Origin of the sequence: Dyella sp. LX-66, from assembly GCF_018599165.1 — a bacterium.
In the GTDB taxonomy this organism is placed as follows: domain Bacteria; phylum Pseudomonadota; class Gammaproteobacteria; order Xanthomonadales; family Rhodanobacteraceae; genus Dyella_D; species Dyella_D marensis.
In genome coordinates, this window is the sequence record NZ_JAHFVJ010000005.1 from 344,751 (window position 1) to 367,616 (window position 22,866).

The following is a 22,866-nucleotide window of genomic DNA, read 5'->3' on the forward strand; positions in this document are numbered from 1 at the left end:
GCGCCCGATTGTCGCGACAGCGCGAACCAGCCAGGCGCATTCGCGACAATCAGACCGTGACGCCACTGGATTCCGGCCTACGCCGGAATGACGGCTTTGCCGCGCCGCGACAAGGCACCGCCACCCCAAGCGCCTACACTCGCGGGCATGCTCAAGATCGACACCCACGCGCACGTCCTGCCCCGCGACTGGCCGAATCTTGCGGCCAAGTTCGACGACCTCCGCTTTCCCGTGATGAGCCATCACGACGGGCGCCACCGCATCTACAAGGACGGGAAATTCTTCCGCGAAGTGTGGGAATCGGCGTTCGACCCGCAGCATCGCATCGACGACTACGCGCGCTTCGGCGTGTCGGTCCAGGTCGTTTCCACCGTGCCGGTGCTGTTCTCCTACTGGGCGCCCGGCTACCAGGCGCTGGAGCTGCACCGGCATCTGAACGACAACATCGCCGGCCTGTGCCGCGACTATCCGCGCCACTACGCCGGCATCGCCACGGTGCCGCTGCAGTCGCCGGACCTGGCCATCCGCGAGCTGGAGCGCTGCATAGACGAGCTCGGCCTGCACGGCGTGCAGGTCGGTTCGCACTGCAACGACTGGAACCTGGACGCGCCGGAGCTGTTCCCGTTCTTCGAGGCCGCGGCCGACCTGGGCGCGGCGGTGATGGTGCACCCCTGGGACATGATGGGCGCCGCCAGCATGCCCAAGTACTGGCTGCCCTGGCTGGTCGGCATGCCGGCCGAGCAGTCGCGCGCGGCCTGCTGCCTGGTCTTCGGCGGCGTGCTGGAGCGGCTGCCGCGGCTGCGCGTGATGCTGGCCCATGGCGGCGGCAGCTTCCCCTCGACCATCGGCCGCATCGAGCACGGCTTCCGCATGCGCCCGGACCTGGTCGCCACCGACAACCCGCGCAACCCGCGCGAATACCTCAAGCGGCTGTATTTCGACTCCTGCGTGCACGATCCGCAGGCGCTGCGCTATCTGCTGGATGTGACCGGCGTCGAGCGCGTGATGCTCGGCACGGATTATCCTTTCCCGCTGGGGGAGCAGCACCCGGGCAGCGGCATCGAGGCCCTGGGGCTGGACGAGGCGGCGCGAGCGCGCCTGTTCCACGGTACGGCCCTGGAATGGCTGGGCCTGCCCCTCTACCGTTTCGCATCCGACTGACTTCACGAGAGCACACCCGGCATGAGTTTCCTGCGCAACACCCTCCTGGCCAGCGCCCTGCTGCTGGCCGGCGCCGCCCACGCGGGCGAGGTGGAGATGGCCCACGGCACCGTGCACTTCAGCACGCCCGACAACTGGCTGGGCATCATGGAGACCCAGGGCGACCCGGAGCTGCGCGTGTTCCAGGTGCCCGACACCTCGCCCACCGGCAGCACCGCCCTGGCCCGCGTCACCGTGACGGTGAAGCAGGTGCCGGACGTCGCTTCTTTCCAGGACTACGTCAACGTCGCCACCGCCAAGGCCAAGGGCCTGACCGGCTACCAGCCCGGCAGCAGCCCCGCGCCGAACGCCAGCACCTACACCGCGCAGGAGAACGGCGCGCAGTTCAGCTACGTGGAGCGCTACTGGTTCCGCGAAGGCCACGCCATCCAGCTGCGCTGCGTGCGCCCGGCGCAGAGCCAGGCCGGCGCGGCCTGGAAAACCGCCTTCGACAAGGGCTGCGACGCCATCGCCGAGCGCCTGAAGTAAGCGCGGCGGCAATGCGAAGCCCGGGCCCGGCGCCCGGGCTTTTTCTTTGCCCGCCGGCTTGGCCTAAGCTTTAGCGGTTTTCCGCGTGGGACGAGATCTCGATGTCGACCGCTTACCAAGCCACCCTCGAATGGGCTCGCGCCCAGGACGCCGCCGATCCGCTGCGCGCGTTCCGCGACGAGTTCCTGATTCCGCCGCACCAGGGCCGCGACAGCCACTACTTCTGCGGCAATTCCCTGGGCCTGCAGCCGCGCGCCGTGCGCGAGGCGCTGAACGCCGAACTGGACGACTGGGGCGCGCTGGCGGTGGAAGGGCATTTCAAGGTGCGCCTGCCGTGGCTGGACTATCACGAGTTCGTGCGCGACGACCTCGCCGCCCTGGTCGGCGCCCTGCCGTCCGAAGTGGTGGCGATGAATACGCTGGGCGTGAACCTGCACCTGATGATGGTGAGCTTCTACCGCCCCACCCTGGAGCGCCACGCCATCCTGATCGAGGCCGGCGCCTTCCCCACCGACCGCTACGCGGTGGAATCGCAGATCCGCTTCCACGGCTTCAGCCCCGCGCTGTCGCTGATCGAACTGCAGCCGGACGAACCGAACGGCACGCTGTCGATGGAAGCGATCGAGCGGGCGCTGGCCGAGCATGGTGAGCGCATCGCCCTGGTGCTGCTGCCGGGCGTGCAGTACCGCACCGGGCAGGCCTTCGACTTGAAGGCGATCACCGCGCTGGCGCATGCGCAGGGCTGCGCAGTCGGTTTCGATCTCGCCCATGCGGTGGGCAACCTGCCGCTGCAGTTGCACGACAGCGGCGCCGACTTCGCCGTGTGGTGCAGCTACAAGTACCTCAACTCCGGCCCCGGCGCGGTGGCCGGCACCTTCGTGCACGAGCGCCACGCCAACACCGAGCACCTGCCGCGCTTCGCCGGCTGGTGGGGCCACGACAAGCAGTCGCGCTTCCGCATGGGCCCGGATTTCGTGCCCATGCCCGGCGCGGACGGCTGGCAGATTTCCAACCCGCCGATCCTGTCGCTGGCGCCGCTGCGCGTGTCACTGCAGATCTTCCAGCGCGCCGGCATGGCGCAACTGCGCGAGAAGGCGCTGCGCCTTACCGGTTATCTGGAATGGCTGGTGCAGACGCAACTGGGCGACGTCCTGGAATCGGTGACGCCGCGCGAGCCCTCGCGCCGCGGCTCACAGCTGTCGATTCGCGTGCTGGGCGGGCGCGAACGCGGGCGGGCCTTGTTCCAGTACCTGATGGACCGCGGCATCGTCGGCGACTGGCGCGAGCCGGACGTGATCCGGCTGTCGCCGACGCCGCTGTACAACCGCTTCGAGGACTGCATGGCGCTGGTCGATGCGGTGCGCGAATGGGCGCACCGCATCGCCTGAACTCTCGTAGGTTGGGGTGAGCCGGCAGGCGAACCCCAACATCGCCACCATCAAGCATCGCGCCATGTTGGGGTTCGCCTGCCGGCTCACCCCAACCTACTCGCTAATCGCAGCGCTCACGTTGCGCCTTCAACCCCGGCAGATCCGCATCGTCGAAGGCGAACACGAAGAAGCGGTTCGGATTGTCGGCGCCCTGCGGATGCAGATCGTCGGTGACGGTGGCCAGGAAATCATTGTCGTTGGCGATGAACAGCGTGTGGCGGCGGTGGCCGTCCTGGGTCACGTCCGGGCCGAAGCTGAGGCCTTCGAGCTTGGCGGGAATCTCCGACGGCAGCATGCCGTGGCGGCCGAGCTCCGCGACCACGTCCAGGAACGGCGTCTTCTGCACCGCCACCGCGGCCAGCGCGGCGGCGCCGCTGAGCTTGCCCACTTCCGCCGCGCCATCCAGGTCGATCAGATACACACGCTTGAACTTCGCTTCCGAACCGTCGCCGAAGCCCTTGCCGTCGCGCTCGTCCACCAGTAGCTGGTGGTCGTTCACCGCCAGGATCTCGCTCACGCCGTTGTACTTCGGCTTGGCCGCCGTGCCGGAATTGGTCAGCGGATAGGCGTACTCGCGCACCTGGCGCGTGCGCAGGTCGATACGCGCGATGCGCAGCACCGGTGCGCCGTCGCCGCCATCCTGGATCAGCGGCGCCTGCATCGCGCCGAACAGCACGCGGCCGTCGGGCGAGATGGCCAGACCTTCCATGCCCTTGTTGGCGACGCGCCCGGAAGTGTTGCCGGCGATTTCGTCGGCGCCGCGCGAAGCGGTCTTCGCCACGTAGAAATGCGCCGGCAGCGCGTAGCTGTCGAGGCGGCGGCCGCTGCGGCGGTCGAACTTGTAGACGTAGGGGCCGTATTCGTCGGAGACGAACACCGCGTCGCCATCGGCCGAGACGCGGATGCCTTCCGGATCCAGGCGGCCGTTCAAAGGCCAGCCAGAGTTGCGCGCCGGATCGGCGTTATCGGAGCGGCCGGTGAAGTAATGATGGAAGGCGTGGTTCTCGCGCGGCGCGCCGTTCGGCAGATTCGCCGCCTTGCCGTCGCCGTAGTACAGGCCGAACAGGTCCCACAGCAAGGTGGTGCGTTCCAGCTTCGGCGTCAGCGCGAACGGCAGCGCGGCGCCAGCGCCGGCGGGGCGCAGGTCCATGCGCAAGGTGTGGAAGCGGGCGATGTACGACGAGGTGTCGTCCACGGCGCTGTCGTAGGAGACCGCGTTCGGGCCGCGGTCCGGCAAAGCCACGAACGTGCCGCAACCGGCATAGGCCAGAGCCGAACCCAGGCCGCCGAGCAGGTTGCCCTGCACGCCGTTCTCCAGCGGGCGGGCGGTGCGCATGGCGCGGTCGCCCTGGTGAGCATCGAGGCTGCCGGCGGCGATCAGTTCCACGCCGGCGTGGACGGGAGCAGCGGCGGCGAACGCGGCGAACACAGCGAAAGCGAGCTTGGTACGCATGCGGGGCACTCCAGGCTGGGACAAGCTGCCGAGCGTGCTACCGCTGCGTTGCCGGGGTGTGACGCCCGCGAGCTGCCGCCAACTACCGGCGTAGGTTGGGGTGAGCCATAGGCGACTGCGAAGGCAGGATGCCGTAGCGAACATCCGCGTAGCGGATGGCCCGAAGGGCTGGCTGCTGATGCAGCCAGTAACCCCAACATCGCCAACTCCATGCGTCTCGCACTGTTGGGGTTCGCCTGCGGCTCACCCCAACCTACGCATGGGTATTCACGATTTGCTCTCGGGATGCCGCACCTGCCCTTCCCCGCGCACCACGAAGCGCTCCACCGTCAGCGCTTCCGCGCCCATCGGCCCGTAGGCATGCAGGCGCGTGGTGGAAATGCCGATCTCCGCGCCCAGGCCCAGCTCGCCGCCGTCGCTGAAGCGCGAGGAGGCATTGACCATCACCACCGCCGAACGGATGCCGCGCACGAAGCGGCGCGCGGCTTCGTCGTCGCCGGTGGCGATCACCTCGGTGTGGTCGGAGCTGTAGCGATGGATATGCGCCAGCGCGGCGTCGAGATCGTCGACGATGCGCACGGCGATGATCAGGTCCAGGTACTCGGCCGCGTAATCCGTTTCATCCGCGGCCTTCATCGCCGGCACCAGCGCACGGCTGCGCTCGCAGCCGCGCAGTTCCACCTTGCGCCGGCCCAGCGCATCGGCGGCGCGCGGCAGAAAGTCGGCGGCGATGTCCCGGTGCACCAGCAGCGTCTCCAGCGCATTGCACACGCCGGGGCGCGAGGTCTTGCCGTCCACCAGCAGATCCAGCGCCAATGGCTGGTCGGCGGCGCGGTCCACGTAGAGATGGCAGACACCCTTGTAGTGCTTGATCACCGGCACGCGCGCATGCTCGGCGACAAAGCGGATCAACCCTTCGCCGCCGCGCGGAATCGCCAGGTCGACGATGTCGGTGAGCTGCAGCAGCTCGACCATGGCCTCGCGGCGCAGATCGGTCACCAGGGTCAGCGCCGCTTCCGGCACGCCGTGCGATGCCAGCGCCTGGCGCAGCAACTGCGCGATCGCGGTATTGGAATGCAGCGCCTCCGAACCACCGCGCAGGATCACCCCGTTGCCGGCCATCAGGCACAGCGCCGCCGCGTCGGCGGTGACGTTGGGGCGCGCCTCGTAGATCATCGCGATCACGCCCAGCGGCACGCGCACGCGTTCGACCTGGATGCCGTTGGGCCGCGTCTCGCGGCGCGTGACGATGCCGACCGGGTCGGGCAGCTCCGCCACTTCGCGCAGCGCGGCGACGATCTTCGCGACGCGCTCCTCGTCCAGCCGCAGCCGGTCGAGCATGGCGCCCTGCACGCCCTTCTCCTGCGCCGCGGCCATATCGCGCGCATTCGCCGCCAGCACGCCGGCCGTGCCAGCCAGCAGCGCATCGGCCATGCCCTGCAGCAGGGCGCGCTTGGCCGACGTGCTCAGTTCCGCCATGGCCAGCGCCGCGTCGCGGCAGGCCAGTGCCTGGGTTCGCATCTCGCTCATGAAAGCATCTCCGCCAGGACGACCAGGTCGTCCCGATGCACGATTTCCGCGCCGTAGCTGTAGCCGAGCACCGCATCGATCGCGCTGCTGTGCTTGCCGGCCAGACGGCGTACCTCGGCCGCGCCGTACTGGCACAGGCCGCGCGCCACCGGGCGCCGGGTGACGTCGACGATCTCCACCATGTCGCCGCGGTGGAAATCGCCGTCCGCGCCGACGATGCCGCCCGGCAGCAGCGAGGCGCGGCCGCCGGTCAGTGCGCGCGCGGCGCCGTCGTCGACCAGGATGCTGCCCGGCGCCGCGGGCGCATGGCGCAGCCAGTATTTGCGCGCCTGCATGCGGTTGCGCGGCGCGTCGAACAGCGTGCCGTGCAGCTGGCCCGCGGCCAGCGCCGCCACGGTGTCGGTATTGCGGCCGTCGAACAGCACGGTCGGCACACCGGCCGCACCGGCTTTCACCGCCGCCTCCAGCTTGGTATGCATGCCGCCGGTGCCGACCGCGCTGCCGCTGCCGCCAGCCATCGCCATCACCTCCGGGCTCAGCACCGGCACGTGCGGCACCGGCGCGGCGGTAGGAACACGGCGCGGGTCGGCGTCGTACAGCGCGTCGATATCGGAGGCGATCAGCAACAGGTCGGCATCGACCAGGGCGGCGACGATGGCGGCGAGGTTGTCGTTGTCGCCGAGCTTGAGTTCATCCACCGCCACGGTGTCGTTCTCGTTCACTACCGGCAGCACGTCGAGCAGCAGCAGCTCGCGCAAGGTCGCCCGGGCATTCAAGTAACGGCGGCGATGGCGCAGGTCGTCATGGGTGAGCAGCACCTGCGCCACCGGGCGCGGCGACAGCGATTGCCACAGCGCGATCATCGGCGCCTGGCCCAACGCGGCCAGGGCCTGACGCGCGGCGAGGTCGTCGCCGGGCAGCGCGCGTTCGCGCAGCAGCGCGCGGCCCGCGGCCACCGCGCCGGACGACACCAGCACCACCTGCCGCCCCTGCGCATGGCTGTCGCCGACAAAGGTGGCCAGGGCGCGCGCATGGCGCGGCGTCAGGCCGCCGCCGTCGGCCGCGAGCAGGTTGCTGCCGACCTTCAGCACCGCGCGCCGCCACGCGGGCAAGGCTTGCGCCGGCAGGCGTTCAGCCATCGACCGTCTCCCGGTCGCCATGGCTCTTGGGCGAGGACACCACGATAAAACGCAGCTCGCCGTCCGTTTCGTTGCGCATCTGGTGAGCGGCGCCCGGCGGCACGTGCAGGCCTTCGCGCGCCGCCAGGCGATGCGCCACGCCTTCCAGCTCCAGCACCGCCTCGCCTTCCAGCACGTAGAAGAACTGGCGCGCACGCACGTGGCGGTGGCGCACTTCGGCCGTACCCGGCGGCATGCATTCCTCGATCACGCTGAGGTCGAAGCCTTGCAGCAGATGCCAGCCGTCGCACTGCTGGCCCCAGGTGTAATGCGGTGCGTTGGCAGTGCTGACGGCTTTCATCGCGATGGCCTCAAGTGTGGAGCGCGGCCAGCCGCGCCTTCAGTTCGTCCAGCCGCAGGTCGTGGCCCGCGCCGGGCGATACGCGCGCGGCCAGGCTGCCTTCGGGCGTGCGTCCCTCGCCCGCCGAGGCCGCGGCATCGGCGGCGGCGCGGTAGGCATCGCGGAACGGCACGCCGGCGGCGGCCTGCTCGATCGCCACGTCGGTGGCGTACATGGCCGGCTCGATCGCCGCGCGCATAGCGGCTTCGTTCCAGGCCATCCGCGCCAGCAGGTCCGGCACCAGTTCCAGCGCGGCCAGGCCGTGGCGGCAGCCATGGAAGAGCGAGCCCTTGGAGAACTGCAGGTCGCGCTGGTAGCCGGAAGGCAGCGACAGCAGCTGCTCGATCTCGGTGCGCGCGGCGGCCACGCTGGCGTAGCTGGCGCGCAGCAGCTCCACCACGTCGGGGTTGCGCTTGTTCGGCATGATCGAGCTGCCGGTGGTGTATTCGGACGGCAGCTGCACGAAGCCGAATTCGGCGGTGGTGAACAGCGACAGATCCCAGGCCAGCCGGCGCACGTCCAGCACCGCGGCGGCGATCGCCTCCAGCACCGCCATCTCGAACTTGCCGCGCGAGAGCTGCGCGTAGATCGGCGAGATCTGCATGCGCGCGAAGCCGAGCGCCTGCGTGGTGTGCTCACGGTCCAGCTTCAGGTTCACGCCGTAGCCGGCGGCGGTGCCGAGCGGATTGCAGTCGATCAGCTCGGCGGTCTGGCGGGCGCGCAGCGTATTGTCGATAAACGCTTCGGCGAAGCCGGCGAACCACATCGCGGTGGACGAAACGACGGCGCGCTGGATATGCGTATAGCCCGGCAGCGGCAGCGCCGGCTGCGCGGCACGCTCCAGACACACTTCGGCGATGGCGTGGCAATGCCGCTCCAGCGCCGCCAACTGCTCCTTCAGCCACAGCCGCGTGGCGACCAGGATCTGGTCGTTGCGGCTGCGCCCGGTGTGCACGCGGCGGCCGGCATCGCCGAGGCGCTCGGTCAAGCGCGCTTCGATGGCGGAGTGGCCGTCTTCGTAGCGTTCGTCGAGCACGAAACTACCGGCACGGAAATCGTCGGCCAGCGCATCCAGCTCGCGCTTCAGCGCGGCGGCCTCGTCGGCGCTGACCACGCCGATGTTGGCCAGGCCTTCCACGTGCGCCTTGCTGGCGGTGATGTCATGCAGGAAGAACTCGCGGTCCAGCACCACGTCGTCGCCGGCCAGGAAACGCATGATGCGCGCGTCGATCTGGATGCCGGATTTCTGCCACAGGGGTTGGGTCATGGGGAGGTCCAGAGAGGGGAAGGTCCGGAAAACGTGGGATCAGCCTTCGAGCGGAATGGACGTGTACTCGTCCACGCCGATCGCGCGATTGATGTTCTGGATGGCCTGGGTGGCGGCGCCCTTCAGCAGGTTGTCGAGGGTGGCGACCACCACCACGCGCTTGCCGTCCACCGACACGGCGAAGCCGCCGACGTCCGCATGGTGCTTGTGCGCGATCTGGCTGACCCACGGCGCCTCGTCCACCACCTTCACCAGCTTCTCGCCTTCGTAAGCGTGGCGGAAACGCTGCAGGATCTCCTCGCGCTTCATCGGCCGCACCAGGTACAGATTGGTGGTGACGGTGAGGCCGCGGAAATGCGGCGCGACGTGCGGCATGAATTCCACCGGCAGGCCGAGATGGCGGCTGGCTTCCTGCTCGTGCGTGTGGCCGGTGAGCGAGTACGGCATCAGGTTGTCGCGCAGCTTCTCGGGGTTGTTCTTGTCCGAGGGCGTGGTGCCGGCGCCGGAATAGCCGGACACGCCGAAGCTCACCGGCGGCGCCGCCAGCACGTCCTTCAGCGGCGCGATGGACAGCTGGATCGCGGTGGCGTAGCAGCCGGGATTGCTGATGCGCTTTTCGCCGCGCCACTTGTGCCGGGTGAGTTCCGGCAGGCCGTAGTACCAGCGCTCGTTGAAGCGGTAGTCGGCGGAGAGATCGAGGATCAGCGTGTCGGGCCTGGCCGCATCGATCGCTTCCACATACGGCGCCGCCTTGCCGTTGGGCAGGGCCAGCACCACCACGTCGGCGCCCTGGGCGGCGACGGCGGCGGGGTCGAGGCTGGCGTAGCGCAGCTCGCCGGCGTAGCCGTCGACCTGGTCGGCCACACGCTGGCCGTCGAGTTCGCGCGAAGAGACGAAGCTCAGTTCCAGCGCCGGATGCGCAGCGATCAGGCGGACCAGCTCCGCGCCGGTATGGCCGCGCGCGCCGACGATGCCGATGGTTTTCTTGTCAGTGCTCATGGGCTTTCCGTCCAGCGAATCAATCAACCAGGGTGGCGGGACGCACGGCGCAATGCGCCACGCAGCGCTCGATCTCGGCGAAGTCCTTCAGGCCGTACCAGAACACCTTCCAGCGCTCCTGCTTGAAGCAGCCGTCGGACTCGGCGTAGTAGAAGATATTGACCTGGTTGCCATGGCGCGAACGCCAGAACAGCTGCGGGTTCTCTTCGCGCATCACCTGCCACACGGCGCGGCCGAGGCCTTCGCCCTGCGCGTCGTCCAGCACGGCGAACTTGTCGAGATAGGCCAGGCCTTCTTCCCGGGTGAGGATCATCGCCGCACGGTAGTTCTCGCTCACGTAGATGCGGTACGGCGTGGTGCGGGTGAAGTAATCCGCCACCACCTTGCGGCCGAAGCTGGATTCGATCAGCTCGCGCATGCGCTCCAGATCGATGCCTTCCCACGACTCGTAGCGCAGCACTTTCTCGCCGCGGCGTACCAGGGTGCCGGAACCCTTGTGGGTAAACAGCTCCTTGGCCAATTCCGACGGCTGGGTGATCGAGACCGACGAGGTCAGCGGCAGGCTGGAAAGCAGATCGGCGATCTGTTCGATCTTCACGCGCATGCCGCCGTTGATCCACGGCTGCGCCATCAGGTGCTCGTACTCGGTGCTGAGGTTGATCGAGTCGATGATGCGGCCCTTGTCGTCCAGCAGACCGCCGGTGCCGGTCAGGAACACGATCTTGTACGGCTGCAGCACGCGCACCAGTTCGTTGGCGGCGAAGTCGGCATTGATGTTGAGGATCTGCCCTTCCGCGGTCTCGCCCAGGCTGGCGATCACCGGGATGGAACCGGCGCGCAGGCTGGCTTCGATCGGGGCCAGGTTGATGCTGCTGACCTTGCCGACCAGGCCGTAGACGTCGCGGTCCAGGTATTCGGACGTGAACACGCCGGACGGCACCGAGGTGGCGCGCGTGTCCATGCCCTGCAGCGCCTCGACCAGGCGCAGGTTCTGCTCCTGGAACACCTTGCGCACGATGGCCAGCGCCTTGGGCGAGGTCACGCGCAGGCCGTTGACGGTCTGCTTCTGGATGCCGGCGGCGGACAGCTCCTCGTCCAGCTGCGGGCCGGCGCCGTGCAGCACGATGGGCGTGAGGCCCACCTGCTGCAGGAAGGTCAGCGAGGAAGTGAGCGCCGGCAGATCGTCGCGCAGCACCGCGCCGCCGACTTTCACCACGGCGAAGCGCTTGGCGTCCAGCTGCGAAAAACGCTTGAGGTACTGCTGGATTTCCTTGGCGCTGCCCATGCTCGACAGCAGCCGGACGATGGTCTTGCGGGTGTGCTTATGCGCTTCCACGGTCAACGATCCGGTAGATGGTTTGTGCGTAATGGTCGAGCTGGTCCAGCGCCACCCATTCGTCGGCGGCGTGCGCCTGGGCGATGTCGCCGGGGCCGTAGACGAAGGAGATGTAGCCGGCGGCGGAGAACAGCGCCGCCTCGGTCCAGAAGTTCACGGCATTGCCGACCGGGATGCCCAGTTCGTCGGCGAGGTCGCGCGCGGCGAGGCGGCGCGTTTCGGCGGTGGCGGTGTCGCCGGCCGGCAGCGAATCGCCGCGGAAGGTTTCGCCGAATTCCACCGGCTGCGGATCGACCAGGGTGCGGAAGGTTTCCAGCATCTGGTCCGCGTCCATCGACGGCAGCGGGCGGAAGCCGAAGCGTACGTCGGCGGTGGGCGCGATCACGTTGGCCTTGATGCCGCCCTCGACCTTGCCGATGTTGAAGCGCAGGCCGGTGAGCCCGCCGAAGCGCTCGTGCGCCTGCCGGTCCACGTACTCCAGCGCCGCGGTGCCCCAGCGGATCGCCTGGTGCACCGCGCTGTCGGACGGCTTCTGCTCGCCCGAGGCATGGCCGGCCTTGCCGCTGAAGCGCATCTGCACCGAATGGATGCCGCGATGCGCCAGCACCGCCTCGCCCTTGGTCGGCTCGGCCACGATCACCGCTTCGTACACGGGGTGGTCCTTGAGGAAGCCGGCGATGCAGCGCGCGTCGTTCGCTTCCTCGTCGGTGGACAGCAGCAGCGCCATGTCTCCCTGGGTGGCGTTGGCCACGGCCACCAGCGCGGCGGCCGCGCCCTTGATATCGCAGGCGCCCAGGCCGATGGCGCGGTCGCCTTCCACGCGCAGCACGTGCGGGTCGGCGCTCCAGTGCGGCGAATCGGGCACGGTGTCCAGGTGCACGTTGAACAGGTATTTCGGCGTGCCGCGCACGGCATAGAGGTTCACGGCGCCGGCGCCGAAATCGGTGACGGTCACTTCGAACCCGGCGAGCTGTTCGCGCAGGTAGTCGAAGATGCCGCCGGTGCCGATCTCGCGCGGCGGATTGCGCGTGTCGTAGCTGACCAGGGCCCGGAGATGCCGGAGGGTGTCGTCGAGTAGGTGGCTCATGAAATCCGTCTTGTGTTTGTTATTCCGGGGTGGTCATCGTCGGGCGGCTTGGTAGATGCCCGGTTGGTAGATTTCCATCAGGGTGTCCGGCTTGTGCGGCGGCGTGAAGCCATAGCGGGCGTAGAGCTGGTGCGCGTCGAAGGTGGCCAGGGTGAAGCGGCGCAGCCCCTGCAGTTCGGGGTGGGCTATGACCGCTTCCACCAGCTGCTTGCTGTAGCCCTGCCCGCGATGCGCGGGCAGGACGAACACGTCGACCAGGTTGGCGAAGGTGGCGTAGTCGGAAATGACCCGCGCGAACGCCACCTGCCGGCCGCCGAGATAGCCGCCGAAGCACAGCGAATGCTCGATGGACTTGCGCACCGTATCGAACGAAATGCCCTGCGCCCAGCTGGAGCCGGTGGCAAGGAAATCGTGGATCAGCGCAAGGTCCAACTCGCTTTTATCCGTACCGATGCACAAGGTTTCGCTCATGGCTCAGGCCTTGCGGTTCACTTCGGCCCACAGCGTGCTGCTCATGCCGAACAGCTTGATGAAGCCCTCGGCCTCGGCCACGCCCCAGTCGGCCGACTGCGCGTAGGTGGCGCCCTTGGCGTTGAGGATATGCGGCGAGCGCACTTCCACCGCGGTGACCTGGGCGCCGGCGGTTTCCAGCACCACTTCGCCGTTGACCTGCTGCTGGCTGGAGGCGAGGAAGGCTTCGAGGTCGGTCTTGACCGGATCGTGGAAGAAGCCTTCGTACACCACTTCCACCCACTTGCGCGCGATCTCCGGCTTGAAGCGGTTCTGCTGCTTGGTCAGCACGGCTTCTTCCAGCGCGCGGTGCGCGGCCAGCAGCGAGATCAGGCCCGGCGCTTCGTACACGATGCGGCCCTTCAGGCCGATGGTGGTGTCGCCGGTGTACATGCCGCGGCCCACGCCGTAGGGCGCGAACAGCTCGTTGAGCTTGGCCAGGATCTTCGCGCCCGCCAGCTTCTCGCCGTTGAGCGAAACCGCTTCACCGTGTTCGAAGCCGAGCGTGACGCTGAGCTTTTCGGACGGCCATTCGGCGCGCGGCTTGCACCAGCCGCGGGCGCCTTCGCCCGGCGCCTTCCACAGGTCGATCTCGCCGCCGGACAGGGTGACGCCCAGCAGGTTCTCGTTGATGGTGTAGCTCTTCTGCTTGGCGCGCACGGGGAAGCCGCGCTCTTCCAGATAGGCCTGCTCGTAGGCGCGGGTCTGGGTGTGTTCCTTCTGGATCTCGCGGATCGGCGCCACGATCTCGTAGTCGCCCAGCGCCTTCACGGCGAGGTCGAAACGCACCTGGTCGTTGCCCATGCCGGTGCAGCCGTGCGCGATGGCGCGCGTGCCCAGTTCCGCGCAGCGCTGGATCGCCGCGTCGACGATCAGATAGCGGTCGGACACCAGCAGCGGATACTGGCCCTGATAACCCTCGCCCGCCCACACGAACGGCTTGACGAAGCCGTTCCAGATCGCCGGGCCGCCGTCGACGGTGACATGGCTGGCCACGCCCAGCTCCTTGGCGCGGGCCTCGATATAGGCGCGCTCCTCGGCGTCCACGCCGCCGGTGTCGGCGAACACGGTATGCACGTTCCAGCCGCGCTCCTTCAGGTAGGGCACGCAGAAGCTGGTGTCGAGGCCGCCGGAGAAGGCGAGGACGATGTCTTTGCTCATGGCTTTCGATGATCCTGGATGAAAAAGAACGTTCAGGCGGAAACGACGATGCGCGGGGCGCAGCGCACGGGGAAATTCATGGAATTGGCGATAAAGCAGGCGTGGTGCGCGTCTTCGTGCAGCGCTTCCGCTTTCGCGGCGTCGCCCGCCGCGATGGTGACTTCCGGATGCAGCACCACTTCGCTGAAGCGGCCGCCGTTCGCATCGACCACCAGCTTGCCTTCGGCGCGGTCGACGTAATGCGTGACCACGATGCCGGCGTCCGCGGCCAGGTGCAGGTACCACAGCATGTGGCACGCGGAGAGCGAGGCGACCAGCAGGTCTTCCGGGTTGTGCTTGCTGGCGTCGCCGCGGAAGGCGGCATCGGAAGAACCGGCGATGACCGGGCGGCCTTCGACGCGGATCTCGTGCTCGCGGCCATAGCCTTGATACGTGCGCGTGCCGTCGCCGCGGTTGCCGGTCCACACGACTTCGACCGGGTAGTGGTGTTCATGCGCCATCGGTGGATTCCTTGGTGGCGAGCATCAAGGCGGCGAGGTCGCCGTCGTGGCGATGCGCGCGTGCGCGCAGCCCGTCGACGACGCCGGCCTGGTTGCGCTCGGGGTGGTTCTGGCTGAGCTTGAACTTGCCTTCGATGCGTTCGATGGCGATGTCCAGGCCGCTGATCGCGCCGAGCATTTTTTCGACGTGGTCGGCCGGTGCGTCGTCGACCCGCCACGGTTTGGCCTGCCCCGCTTCATGGCGGTCGGTGAGGCGTTCGAGCAGCGCGCGCAGCCAGGCCTTGTCTTCGACCACGCGCAGGCGGCCGTGCACATGCACCACCGCGTAGTTCCAGGTGGGCACTTCGCGGCCGGTCTCGTGCTTGCTCGGGTACCAGTTGGGGCTGACGTAGGCGTCGGGCCCCTGGAAGATCGCCAGCACCTGCGCGCCGTCGGCCTTGGCCAGTTCGTTGCCGCGCGCCACGTGGCCGTGCAGCCGGCCGTCGACCAGCTCCAGCGGCAGGTGGTTGGCGGCCAGCCCTGCGGCGCCGGCGGTGACTACCGTGGCGAACGGGTAATCGCGCAGCAACGCCTGCAGGGCGTGTTCGCGCGTCTCCTGGAACGAACGCGGCAGATACATGTCAGCGCTGGCCGAGCAAGGTCGCCATCACCGCCTTCTGCACGTGCAGGCGGTTTTCGGCTTCGTCGATGGCGATGCAGTACGGCGCATCCATCACGGCATCCGTCGCCTTGACGTTGCGGCGCAGCGGCAGGCAGTGGCTGAACAGGCCGTTGTTGGTCAGCGCCATCTTCCGCTCGTCGACGATGAAGTGCTTGTGCGCGTCGCGGATCGGCTTTTCCTGTTCCCAGCGGCCGAAGAACGGCAGCGCGCCCCAGCTCTTGGCATAGACCACCTCGGCGCCGCTGTAGGCCTCGTCGATATCGTGGCTGACGCGCAGCGAGCCGCCATTGGCCTGGGCGTTGGCGTAGCCGGCCTGCATGTAGCGCTCGTCCAGCACGTAGTCCGGCGTGGGGCACAGCAGGGTCACGTCCATGCCCATCTTGGTGGCGATCAGCAGCGCGGAATTGGCCACCGCGGTGTTGAGCGGCTTGGGATGGTAGGTCCAGGTCAGCACGTACTTCTTGTTCTGCAGGCTGCCCAGGTGTTCCTGCATGGCCAGCGCGTGGGCGAGTTCCTGGCAGGGGTGGGTGATCGTTTCCATATTGATCACCGGCACCGTCGCGTATTGGGCGAAGGCCTTGATCACGCGGTCCTCGCGGTCCACCGACCAGTCCTGGAACTTCGGGAAAGCGCGCACGGCGATCAGGTCGACATAGCGGCTGAGCACGCGTGCGACTTCGGCGATGTGCTCCTCGGTGTCGCCGTCCATCACGGTGCCGACGTCGAATTCGATCGGCCACGCGTCCTTGCCCGGCGCCAGCACGATGGCATGGCCGCCGAGATGGAAGGTGCCGAGCTCGAAGCTGGTGCGGGTGCGCATGGAGGGATTGAAGAACAGCAGGGCCACCGACTTGCCGGCGAGCTGCTGGCCGCGCGGGGAGCGCTTGAACGCAGCGGCCTGCTCGAGCAGGGCGTCGATCTCGGCGCGGCTGTAATCCTGGGTGGTGAGGAAGTGGCGAAGCGTCATGTGATGTCTCTGCTAGTCCATCCGGTATTCGAAACGATGGTTCGGCAACGGCCGGAACCACGGTGAGCAACTCCCGGCCGAGCCGGTTTTCCCCTGCGTACCCCAAAACCGAAACACAAAAAAACCCGGCGCGATGGCCGGGTTCCTTTGTCGTCTATACGCATGAAACGCGTGCGACAGCCTACCCGGCCGAATGTCGGACCAGCGGTCGGCGCGCACGCGACGTCATGCCAGCAGCCATACGGGCGCTGGTGAGGACGGTGGCGGTATAGACGGCTGAGGACATGGGTGGCTCGGGTAGAAGAATCGGCATGATGACGGGAATTTCGCTGCTCCGCAACAGGGAATCCGTCCGAAAGAGAGACGCCCAAAAGAAACCGCCGCCCGAAGGCGGCGGCTGGACTCCCCTACGACAGGTCCGGCGCTCAGTCCGCCGGGGCCACGCTGACGCGGACGCGCAGGCGCTCGCCCGGGTCGTAATTCAGCCGCGACACGTAAACCTCGCCGCGATAGCGGTATTCCACGTCGTAGCCCATGATGCGGCGCTGCTCGCTCACGGCGGAGACTTGGCGGCAATGGGTTTCGGTGGACTCGTACTCACCACCGCCGCTGCGCGACACGCCGTTGCCCACGGCGCCGCCGACCACCGCGCCGGCCACGGTGGCGGCCCTGCGGCCGTCGCCCTTGCCCACGGTGTTGCCCAGCACGCCGCCGACCACGGCGCCCAGGATGGTGCCCGCGGCACTGCCCGAACCCGGGTCGCGGCGGACGACCTGCTGGTCGTAGCACTCCTGGCGCGGGACTTCGGTGCGGGCGACGCCGTAGACCGGGTCCACGCGCAGCACGTCGGCCCAGCCGTAGTGGGTGTTGTCGTCATTGGGGTAACGCGCGTCCTGCGCACCGACGCTGGCGGCTGCGAGACTCAGCACCAGTGCGGGAATGAACAGCTTGATCATCGCGGTCCTCCGACGGGACTATCACGGCGCTCCGTTGCGCTTATGTGAATTGCAGCAAAACATCTCTGAATCGTCGCTTAGAATAAACGGCTCCCAGCGGGCCCGCTTACAGCTTGTTAAGATGCCCGGCTGGCCCGCGCGCCGCGCGGCCCTCACCGGACCGGAACCGATGCCGATCACGCTCTACAACAGCCTCACCCGCCGCCCCGAGCCGTTCGCCCCGCGCGATCCGCAGCGAGTGACCATGTATGTGTGCGGCCCCACGGTCTACAACTACGTGCATATCGGCAATGCGCGCGGCCCGGTGGTGTTCGACGTGCTGGCCAACCTGCTGCGGCGGCATTACCCGCGGCTGGTCTATGCCCGCAACATCACCGACGTGGACGACAAGATCAACGCCGCCGCCAAGGAAGCCGGCTGCCCGATCGGCGACATCACCGGGCGCTACACCGAGGCCTACCGCGAGGACATGGCCGCGCTCGGCATCGCCCCGCCGGACATCGAGCCCAAGGCCACCGCGCATATCGAGCGGATCGTCGCCATGATCGAAAGCCTGATCGCCGGCGGCCACGCCTATGCGGCCGAGGGCCACGTGCTGTTCGAGGTGGGCACCTACCCCGCCTATGGCGAGTTGTCGGGCCGCGATACCGAGGAACTGATCGCCGGCGCCCGCGTCGAGGTCGCTCCTTATAAGAAAAACCCCGGCGATTTCGTCCTGTGGAAACCCTCCACTCCGGACCTGCCGGGTTGGGACAGCCCCTGGGGCGTCGGCCGCCCGGGCTGGCATATCGAATGCTCGGCCATGTGCGAGGCGCACCTGGGCGACACCATCGACATCCACGCCGGCGGCGTCGACCTGCAGTTCCCGCACCACGAGAACGAGATCGCCCAGTCCACCTGCGCGCATGGCGGCAAGGTGTTCGCGCGCTGGTGGCTGCACAACGGCATGCTCACCTTCGACGGCCGCAAGATGTCCAAGTCGCTGGGCAACGTGCTGAAGGTGCACGAGCTGGTGCAGCAGCATCCGCCGGAGGCGCTGCGCCTGGTGCTGCTGCGCGGCCACTACCGCCAGCCGCTGGACTGGTCCGACGACGCGGTCGCCCAGTCGGTGAGCACGCTCGACGGCTGGTACCGCGTGCTGCGCGACCTGGCCGAAGTGACCCTGCCCGAAGGCGCGCTGCCGATACCGGCGGCGGTCGAAGCGGCGCTGTGCGACGACCTCAATACCCCGCAGGCACTGGCCGAGCTGTCGCAGCTGGCCGACGCCGCGCGCCAGACCGATGCGGCCGGGCGCCAGGCCGCCAAGGCCGCCCTGCTCGGCGGCGGCGCCCTGCTCGGCCTGCTGCAGCAGGATCCGGAAACCTGGTTCAAGCACGGCGGTTCCACCGCGGTGGACGCGGCCCAGGTCGAATCCCTGCTGGAAGCACGCCGCACCGCCCGCGCCGCGCGCGACTTCAAGCGCGCCGACGCGATCCGCGAGGAGCTGACCGCGATGGGCGTGGTGATCGAGGACGGCGCACAGGGCACGCGCTGGAGCGTCGCCAAGGGCTGATGCAAGCGCGAACAGGTGGCCGCACGGTCGCCTGTTCGCCGTGGTTTCGTCCGAAACGCGCGATAATGTGCGGATGAACACCACCGTATCGAGCGCCGGGCAGGCGCAGCAGGACATCGTCGACGAGTTCGCCTTCTTCGGCGACTGGACCGAGCGCTACCAGTACCTGATCGACCTGGGCAAGCAGCTGCCGCCCTTCCCCGAGGACCTGAAGACCGAGGCCTACCGCGTGCACGGCTGCCAGTCGATGGTGTGGCTGGTGCCCGAGGGCGATGCCGCGCGCATGCATTTCCAGGCAGCCAGCGACTCGGCCATCGTGTCCGGCCTGATCGCCCTGGTGCTGCGCGTGTATTCGGACCGTTCCGCGCGGGAAATCGTCGACACCGAGCCCCGCTTCATCGACGCCATCGGCCTGGCCAAGCATCTCTCGCCCACCCGCTCCAACGGCCTGGCCGCGATGCTGGCCAAGCTGAAGTCCTACGCCGCCGCGGCGCTCTGAGCGGCGTGTTCCCTGCAAGCGGACACGCAAAAAGCCCCGCCGGAGGCGGGGCTTGGCGATCCGTCATGACAGACGGACCTTAGTCGCCCATCTGCTTCTGCAGATGCTCGCGACGCTCCTGCGCATCCAGCGAGAGCGTGGCGATGGGGCGCGCTTCGAGGCGCTCCACGCCGATCTCTTCGTCGGTTTCTTCGCAGTAACCGTAGCGGCCTTCCTCGATCCGGCGCAGGGCCTTGTCGATCTTGGAAATGAGCTTGCGGTAGCGGTCGCGGGTGCGCAGCTCCAGCGAGTTCTCCGTTTCGCGGGTGGCGCGCTCGGCTTCGTCGCCGACGTCACGCACCTCGTCGCGGAGGTTCTCCATGGTCTGGCGCGACTCTTCCACCAACTGCTCGCGCCATTCGCGGAGCTTGTTGCGGAAGTAGGCGAGCTGCCGCGGGTTCATGTACTCCTCGTCGTCCAGGGGCTTGTAGCCCTTGGGCAGGTCGATGGAGGTCGTGGAAGGCAGGGCGTAGCGCCCGTCTTCCTTGGTGATGCCATTGTCGAGTACGGCTGTGGAACTATTCATCGAGGACTGCGGGGTCTTCTGCTTTTTGGAGGGGGTATGGCGCGCGGTAGCGGTTGCTACTTTGGGGGGCGCCACGGCGATGGCGCTCGCCACCTTGCCCGGAGGGGGCGCGGCGACGGGCTTCGGTGTTTCCTTGGCGGCGGCCGGAGCCGGCGCGGCGACTTTCTTTTCCACCACGGCCGGCTTCGCAGCTGGCTTGGGCGCCACCGGCGCCTTGGCGGGCGCGGGCTTCACGGCAGGCTGCTTGGCGGCGGGCTGCTTAACGACGGGCTTAGGCGGCGGCGCCTTCTTGGCGGCGACCGGCTTGGCGGGCGGCGCGGCCTTCTTGGGCGCCGGCTTGGCGGCTTGCTTCACGGGAGCGGATTTCACAGGGGCCTTTTTCGCGGCCGGCTTGGGGGCCGGTTTCTTGGCCGGGGCCGGCTTCTTGGCGGCCACGGTCTTTACGGGTGCCTTCTTGGCCGCGGGCTGCTTGGCCGGCGCCGCCTTCTTGGCGGGCGCGACCTTGGCGGGGGGTTTCTTGGCCGTCGTCTTGACCGCCTTGGCGGCGACTTTCGACTTGCTGGGCTTGACCTCTTTGGCCTTGGCCGCAGGCTTTCCCTTCTGCGTCTTGGCAGCTGTCGAACTACGCGTCGTTTTCGCCATTTCCCTTCACCATTTTGGCCTTGGCGGCCGGGTGTTATAGCCCATGTGACCTACCCCGGCAACCATGCATCTGGAATACTTCACACCTGCTCTGCCAACCTCACCGCACGCTGTTTCGGCAGCGTAAAACTGTCGTGACACGACTCTTACTTCTACTGCTCAGCCTGTACAAGCGCCTGTTGAGCCCCCTGCTCGGTCCGCGCTGCCGGTTCCATCCGAGCTGCTCGGATTATGCACGGATCGCCGTGGCGCGCTTCGGCCCCCTGCGCGGCAGCCTGCTGGCCGGCTGGCGCCTGTTGCGCTGCCAGCCGCTGTGCGACGGTGGCATGGATCCGGTGCCCGAGCAATTCACTTTCCGCCGTTGCCGCAACCACGAGGAACCTCATGTCCACTGACTGGCTGATCAAGAACGCCGAACTGGTCAACGAAGGCCGCCGCTTCCATGCCGACCTGCGCGTGAAGCACGGCCGCATCGAAACCATCGCCGGCGACCTCGACGCCCGCCCCGGCGAGCAGGTGGTCGACGCCGCCGGCCTGTGGCTGCTGCCCGGCATGATCGACGACCAGGTGCACTTCCGCGAACCCGGCCTCACCCACAAGGCCGACATCGCCCACGAATCGGCCGCCTGCGCCGTCGGCGGCATCACCAGCTACATGGAGATGCCCAACACCAAGCCGCCCGCGCTGGACCGCGACACGCTGGAAGCCAAGTACGCGCGCGCCGCCGAGGTGTCCGCGGTGAACTACGCCTTCTACATGGGCGCCAGCAACGACAACCTCGAGGCGATCCGCTCGCTCGACCCGCTGGCCGCCCCGGGCGTCAAGGTGTTCATGGGCGCCTCCACCGGCAACATGCTGGTGGACAACCCCGAGGTGCTCGACGGCATCTTCCGCGAGGCGCCCACGCCGATCATCACGCACTGCGAAGACACCCCGATGATCGACGCGCTGCACGCCAAGGCGCGCGAGAAGTACGGCGACAACATCCCGGCCTGGGAACACCCGCTGATCCGCTCGCGCGAGGCCTGCATCAAGTCCACCCGCCTGGCCATCTCGCTGGCGCAGAAGCACGGCAGCCGCCTGCACGTGCTGCATATCTCCACCGCGGACGAACTCGCGCTGTTCCAGCCCGGCCCGCTCAAGGGCAAGCGGATCACCGCGGAAACCTGCGTGCACTTTTTGCACTTCGACGACCGCGACTACGAGCGCCTGGGCTTCCTGATCAAGTGCAACCCGGCGATCAAGGCCCCGTCCGACCGCGAGGCGATCATCCGCGCCCTGGCCGAGGGCCGCCTCGACGTGCTGGCCACCGACCACGCCCCCCACCTGCTGGAAGAAAAGGCGCAGCTGTACGACAAGGCGCCGTCCGGCCTGCCGCTGGTGCAGTTCGCGCTGCAGGCGGCGCTGCAGCGGGTGTTCGAGGGCAAGCTGTCGCTGGAGCGCGTGGCCGAGGCGGTGACGCATGCGCCGGCCACGCTGTTCGACGTGAAAGAGCGCGGCTACCTGCGCGAAGGCTATGCGGCCGACCTGGTGCTGATCGACCCGAACAAGCCGCATACGGTGCGCCGCGAGGAAGTGCTGTCCAAGTGCGGCTGGTCGCCGTTCGAGGGCTACACCTTCAACAGCTCGATCGCCGCTACCTTCGTCAACGGCCAGCGCGTGTGGGATGGCCGCACCGTCGATCCCTCGGTGCGCGGCCAGCGCCTGGCTTTCGCCCGATGAGGCGATGGTGCCTGGCCGTGCTCGCGCTGATGTGCGCGGGCGCGGCCCAAGCGGCGGGCAGTGCACTGCCCGCCAGCGTTTCGCAGGGTGGGCTGATCGTCGGCAAATTGCCCGGGCTGGCCCACGCCACCGTCGGCGGCAAGCCGGTGCGCGTCGGTGCGGACGGCATCCTGGTGTTCGGCGCCGGGCGCGATGACAAGGGCCCGTTGCTGGTCAACCTGGCTTATCGCGACGGCCGCCGCGAAACCGCGCGCATCGCGGTGACGCCGCGCGACTGGCCGACGGAACGCGTCAACGGCGTGCCGCCGAAGACGGTCAACCCACCGCCGGACCTGGCCGCGCGCATCCAGCGCGAGCAGGCCGAGGTAGCCGCCGCGCGCAACCGCGACGACGACCGCGAGGACTTCCTCGCCGGCTTCGCCTGGCCGGTGCACGGCCGCATCAGCGGCCGCTTCGGCAGCCAGCGCATCTACAACGGCGATCCGAAGTCGCCGCATCCGGGCATGGATATCGCGGTGCCGCAGGGCACGCCGGTGCAGGCGCCGGCGGACGGCATCGTCACCTTCGCCAAGCCCGGCCTGTATCTCACCGGCGGCACCGTGCTGCTCGACCACGGCTACGGGCTCAGCTCGAGCTTCCTGCACCTGTCGCGGCTGGACGTGAAGGCGGGACAGCGCGTGCACCGGGGCGAGGTGCTCGGCGCGGCCGGCATGACCGGGCGTGCGACCGGCCCGCATGTGCACTGGGGCGTCAACTGGTTCGGCGTGCGGCTGGATCCGTTGCTGTTGCCCGGTATCGCCAAGCCATGAAAAAAGGCGCCCG

General features: G+C 68.3%; 23 protein-coding genes. 8 read left to right on the plus strand and 15 right to left on the minus strand.

Annotated elements, in window-relative coordinates:
* Nucleotides 1–147: 147 nt before the first annotated feature.
* The 3 genes from KK141_RS12330 (at nt 148) to kynU (ending at nt 3,077) form a co-directional block, all read left to right on the plus strand.
* Nucleotides 148–1,161, plus strand: coding sequence for an amidohydrolase family protein (locus KK141_RS12330; RefSeq protein WP_214572415.1), 1,014 nt, complete (start codon nt 148–150; stop codon nt 1,159–1,161).
* Nucleotides 1,162–1,182: 21 nt separating this feature from the next.
* Nucleotides 1,183–1,689 carry a hypothetical protein gene (locus KK141_RS12335; protein ID WP_214572416.1) on the plus strand — a complete coding sequence of 169 codons (507 nt, stop codon included), beginning with the start codon at nt 1,183–1,185 and terminating at the stop codon, nt 1,687–1,689.
* 101 nt (nt 1,690–1,790) lie between these two features.
* On the plus strand, nt 1,791–3,077 hold the full coding sequence (gene kynU / locus KK141_RS12340) for a kynureninase (protein ID WP_214572417.1): 1,287 nt from the start codon (nt 1,791–1,793) through the stop codon (nt 3,075–3,077).
* A 103-nt stretch (nt 3,078–3,180) separates the two neighbouring features.
* On the opposite strand, the gene KK141_RS12345 is transcribed toward kynU, so the two are convergent.
* The 14 genes from KK141_RS12345 to KK141_RS12410 form a co-directional block, all read right to left on the minus strand.
* The gene (locus KK141_RS12345) at nt 3,181–4,572 is read right to left on the minus strand and encodes an esterase-like activity of phytase family protein (RefSeq protein WP_214572418.1); all 1,392 of its coding nucleotides are present in this window, start codon (nt 4,570–4,572) and stop codon (nt 3,181–3,183) included.
* A gap of 267 nt (nt 4,573–4,839) precedes the next feature.
* A complete protein-coding gene (locus KK141_RS12350; RefSeq protein ID WP_214572419.1) occupies nt 4,840–6,102 on the minus strand; it encodes a glutamate-5-semialdehyde dehydrogenase in 1,263 nt (420 codons plus the stop codon).
* A complete protein-coding gene (gene proB / locus KK141_RS12355; protein WP_214572420.1) occupies nt 6,099–7,262 on the minus strand; it encodes a glutamate 5-kinase in 1,164 nt (387 codons plus the stop codon). The genes KK141_RS12350 and proB overlap by 4 nt, the downstream gene beginning before the upstream one ends.
* The gene (locus KK141_RS12360; protein WP_214572421.1) at nt 7,234–7,581 is read right to left on the minus strand and encodes a cupin domain-containing protein; all 348 of its coding nucleotides are present in this window, start codon (nt 7,579–7,581) and stop codon (nt 7,234–7,236) included. Before KK141_RS12360 ends, proB begins: the two co-directional genes overlap by 29 nt.
* A 10-nt stretch (nt 7,582–7,591) precedes the next feature.
* Nucleotides 7,592–8,887 (minus strand): argininosuccinate lyase, encoded by a 1,296-nt coding sequence (argH, locus tag KK141_RS12365; RefSeq protein ID WP_214572422.1) that lies wholly within the window; start codon nt 8,885–8,887, stop codon nt 7,592–7,594.
* A gap of 39 nt (nt 8,888–8,926) precedes the next feature.
* On the minus strand, nt 8,927–9,886 hold the full coding sequence (gene argC / locus KK141_RS12370) for an N-acetyl-gamma-glutamyl-phosphate reductase (RefSeq protein ID WP_214572423.1): 960 nt from the start codon (nt 9,884–9,886) through the stop codon (nt 8,927–8,929).
* Between the two features lie 19 nt (nt 9,887–9,905).
* Complete coding sequence (locus tag KK141_RS12375; RefSeq protein ID WP_250901738.1) at nt 9,906–11,171, minus strand: acetylglutamate kinase; 1,266 nt, start codon at nt 11,169–11,171, stop codon at nt 9,906–9,908.
* 37 nt (nt 11,172–11,208) lie between these two features.
* Complete coding sequence (locus tag KK141_RS12380) at nt 11,209–12,309, minus strand: acetylornithine deacetylase (protein WP_214572425.1); 1,101 nt, start codon at nt 12,307–12,309, stop codon at nt 11,209–11,211.
* 33 nt (nt 12,310–12,342) lie between these two features.
* Nucleotides 12,343–12,780 (minus strand): GNAT family N-acetyltransferase, encoded by a 438-nt coding sequence (locus tag KK141_RS12385; RefSeq protein ID WP_214572426.1) that lies wholly within the window; start codon nt 12,778–12,780, stop codon nt 12,343–12,345.
* Between the two features lie 3 nt (nt 12,781–12,783).
* Complete coding sequence (locus tag KK141_RS12390) at nt 12,784–13,980, minus strand: argininosuccinate synthase (protein WP_214572427.1); 1,197 nt, start codon at nt 13,978–13,980, stop codon at nt 12,784–12,786.
* A 32-nt stretch (nt 13,981–14,012) separates the two neighbouring features.
* Nucleotides 14,013–14,480 carry an OsmC family protein gene (locus KK141_RS12395; protein WP_214572428.1) on the minus strand — a complete coding sequence of 156 codons (468 nt, stop codon included), beginning with the start codon at nt 14,478–14,480 and terminating at the stop codon, nt 14,013–14,015.
* Complete coding sequence (locus tag KK141_RS12400; protein ID WP_214572429.1) at nt 14,470–15,099, minus strand: FMN-binding negative transcriptional regulator; 630 nt, start codon at nt 15,097–15,099, stop codon at nt 14,470–14,472. The genes KK141_RS12395 and KK141_RS12400 overlap by 11 nt, the downstream gene beginning before the upstream one ends.
* A 1-nt stretch (nt 15,100) precedes the next feature.
* On the minus strand, nt 15,101–16,108 hold the full coding sequence (locus KK141_RS12405; RefSeq protein ID WP_214572430.1) for an N-acetylornithine carbamoyltransferase: 1,008 nt from the start codon (nt 16,106–16,108) through the stop codon (nt 15,101–15,103).
* Between the two features lie 425 nt (nt 16,109–16,533).
* On the minus strand, nt 16,534–17,064 hold the full coding sequence (locus KK141_RS12410) for a glycine zipper 2TM domain-containing protein (RefSeq protein WP_167258102.1): 531 nt from the start codon (nt 17,062–17,064) through the stop codon (nt 16,534–16,536).
* A 169-nt stretch (nt 17,065–17,233) separates the two neighbouring features.
* Here KK141_RS12410 and cysS point away from each other — a divergent pair, with 169 nt between their 5' ends.
* On the plus strand, nt 17,234–18,616 hold the full coding sequence (gene cysS / locus KK141_RS12415) for a cysteine--tRNA ligase (RefSeq protein WP_214572431.1): 1,383 nt from the start codon (nt 17,234–17,236) through the stop codon (nt 18,614–18,616).
* A 73-nt stretch (nt 18,617–18,689) separates the two neighbouring features.
* On the plus strand, nt 18,690–19,115 hold the full coding sequence (locus tag KK141_RS12420) for a SufE family protein (RefSeq protein WP_214572432.1): 426 nt from the start codon (nt 18,690–18,692) through the stop codon (nt 19,113–19,115).
* 79 nt (nt 19,116–19,194) lie between these two features.
* On the opposite strand, the gene dksA is transcribed toward KK141_RS12420, so the two are convergent.
* Nucleotides 19,195–20,322 carry an RNA polymerase-binding protein DksA gene (gene dksA / locus KK141_RS12425; protein ID WP_214572433.1) on the minus strand — a complete coding sequence of 376 codons (1,128 nt, stop codon included), beginning with the start codon at nt 20,320–20,322 and terminating at the stop codon, nt 19,195–19,197.
* A gap of 110 nt (nt 20,323–20,432) precedes the next feature.
* Between dksA and yidD the strand changes: the two genes are divergently transcribed.
* Genes yidD through KK141_RS12440 form a run of 3 tightly spaced genes read left to right on the plus strand, consistent with a single transcriptional unit; the run spans nt 20,433 to nt 22,853 of the window.
* A complete protein-coding gene (gene yidD, locus KK141_RS12430; protein WP_167258164.1) occupies nt 20,433–20,717 on the plus strand; it encodes a membrane protein insertion efficiency factor YidD in 285 nt (94 codons plus the stop codon).
* Nucleotides 20,707–22,044 (plus strand): dihydroorotase, encoded by a 1,338-nt coding sequence (locus KK141_RS12435; protein WP_214572435.1) that lies wholly within the window; start codon nt 20,707–20,709, stop codon nt 22,042–22,044. The genes yidD and KK141_RS12435 overlap by 11 nt, the downstream gene beginning before the upstream one ends.
* A 29-nt stretch (nt 22,045–22,073) precedes the next feature.
* Nucleotides 22,074–22,853: a M23 family metallopeptidase gene (locus tag KK141_RS12440; RefSeq protein WP_250901739.1), complete on the plus strand. Its 780-nt coding sequence runs from the start codon at nt 22,074–22,076 to the stop codon at nt 22,851–22,853.
* Nucleotides 22,854–22,866: the final 13 nt, after the last annotated feature.

Bases quoted from the DNA above. Each gene is read 5' to 3' on its own strand.
- KK141_RS12330 (WP_214572415.1), top strand. From the start codon at position 148: ATGCTCAAGATCGACACCCACGCGCACGTCCTGCCCCGCGACTGGCCG.
- KK141_RS12335 (WP_214572416.1), top strand. From the start codon at position 1,183: ATGAGTTTCCTGCGCAACACCCTCCTGGCCAGCGCCCTGCTGCTGGCC.
- kynU (WP_214572417.1), top strand. From the start codon at position 1,791: ATGTCGACCGCTTACCAAGCCACCCTCGAATGGGCTCGCGCCCAGGAC.
- KK141_RS12345 (WP_214572418.1), bottom strand. From the start codon at position 4,572: ATGCGTACCAAGCTCGCTTTCGCTGTGTTCGCCGCGTTCGCCGCCGCT.
- KK141_RS12350 (WP_214572419.1), bottom strand. From the start codon at position 6,102: ATGAGCGAGATGCGAACCCAGGCACTGGCCTGCCGCGACGCGGCGCTG.
- proB (WP_214572420.1), bottom strand. From the start codon at position 7,262: ATGGCGACCGGGAGACGGTCGATGGCTGAACGCCTGCCGGCGCAAGCC.
- KK141_RS12360 (WP_214572421.1), bottom strand. From the start codon at position 7,581: ATGAAAGCCGTCAGCACTGCCAACGCACCGCATTACACCTGGGGCCAG.
- argH (WP_214572422.1), bottom strand. From the start codon at position 8,887: ATGACCCAACCCCTGTGGCAGAAATCCGGCATCCAGATCGACGCGCGC.
- argC (WP_214572423.1), bottom strand. From the start codon at position 9,886: ATGAGCACTGACAAGAAAACCATCGGCATCGTCGGCGCGCGCGGCCAT.
- KK141_RS12375 (WP_250901738.1), bottom strand. From the start codon at position 11,171: ATGGGCAGCGCCAAGGAAATCCAGCAGTACCTCAAGCGTTTTTCGCAG.
- KK141_RS12380 (WP_214572425.1), bottom strand. From the start codon at position 12,309: ATGAGCCACCTACTCGACGACACCCTCCGGCATCTCCGGGCCCTGGTC.
- KK141_RS12385 (WP_214572426.1), bottom strand. From the start codon at position 12,780: ATGAGCGAAACCTTGTGCATCGGTACGGATAAAAGCGAGTTGGACCTT.
- KK141_RS12390 (WP_214572427.1), bottom strand. From the start codon at position 13,980: ATGAGCAAAGACATCGTCCTCGCCTTCTCCGGCGGCCTCGACACCAGC.
- KK141_RS12395 (WP_214572428.1), bottom strand. From the start codon at position 14,480: ATGGCGCATGAACACCACTACCCGGTCGAAGTCGTGTGGACCGGCAAC.
- KK141_RS12400 (WP_214572429.1), bottom strand. From the start codon at position 15,099: ATGTATCTGCCGCGTTCGTTCCAGGAGACGCGCGAACACGCCCTGCAG.
- KK141_RS12405 (WP_214572430.1), bottom strand. From the start codon at position 16,108: ATGACGCTTCGCCACTTCCTCACCACCCAGGATTACAGCCGCGCCGAG.
- KK141_RS12410 (WP_167258102.1), bottom strand. From the start codon at position 17,064: ATGATCAAGCTGTTCATTCCCGCACTGGTGCTGAGTCTCGCAGCCGCC.
- cysS (WP_214572431.1), top strand. From the start codon at position 17,234: ATGCCGATCACGCTCTACAACAGCCTCACCCGCCGCCCCGAGCCGTTC.
- KK141_RS12420 (WP_214572432.1), top strand. From the start codon at position 18,690: ATGAACACCACCGTATCGAGCGCCGGGCAGGCGCAGCAGGACATCGTC.
- dksA (WP_214572433.1), bottom strand. From the start codon at position 20,322: ATGGCGAAAACGACGCGTAGTTCGACAGCTGCCAAGACGCAGAAGGGA.
- KK141_RS12435 (WP_214572435.1), top strand. From the start codon at position 20,707: ATGTCCACTGACTGGCTGATCAAGAACGCCGAACTGGTCAACGAAGGC.
- KK141_RS12440 (WP_250901739.1), top strand. From the start codon at position 22,074: ATGTGCGCGGGCGCGGCCCAAGCGGCGGGCAGTGCACTGCCCGCCAGC.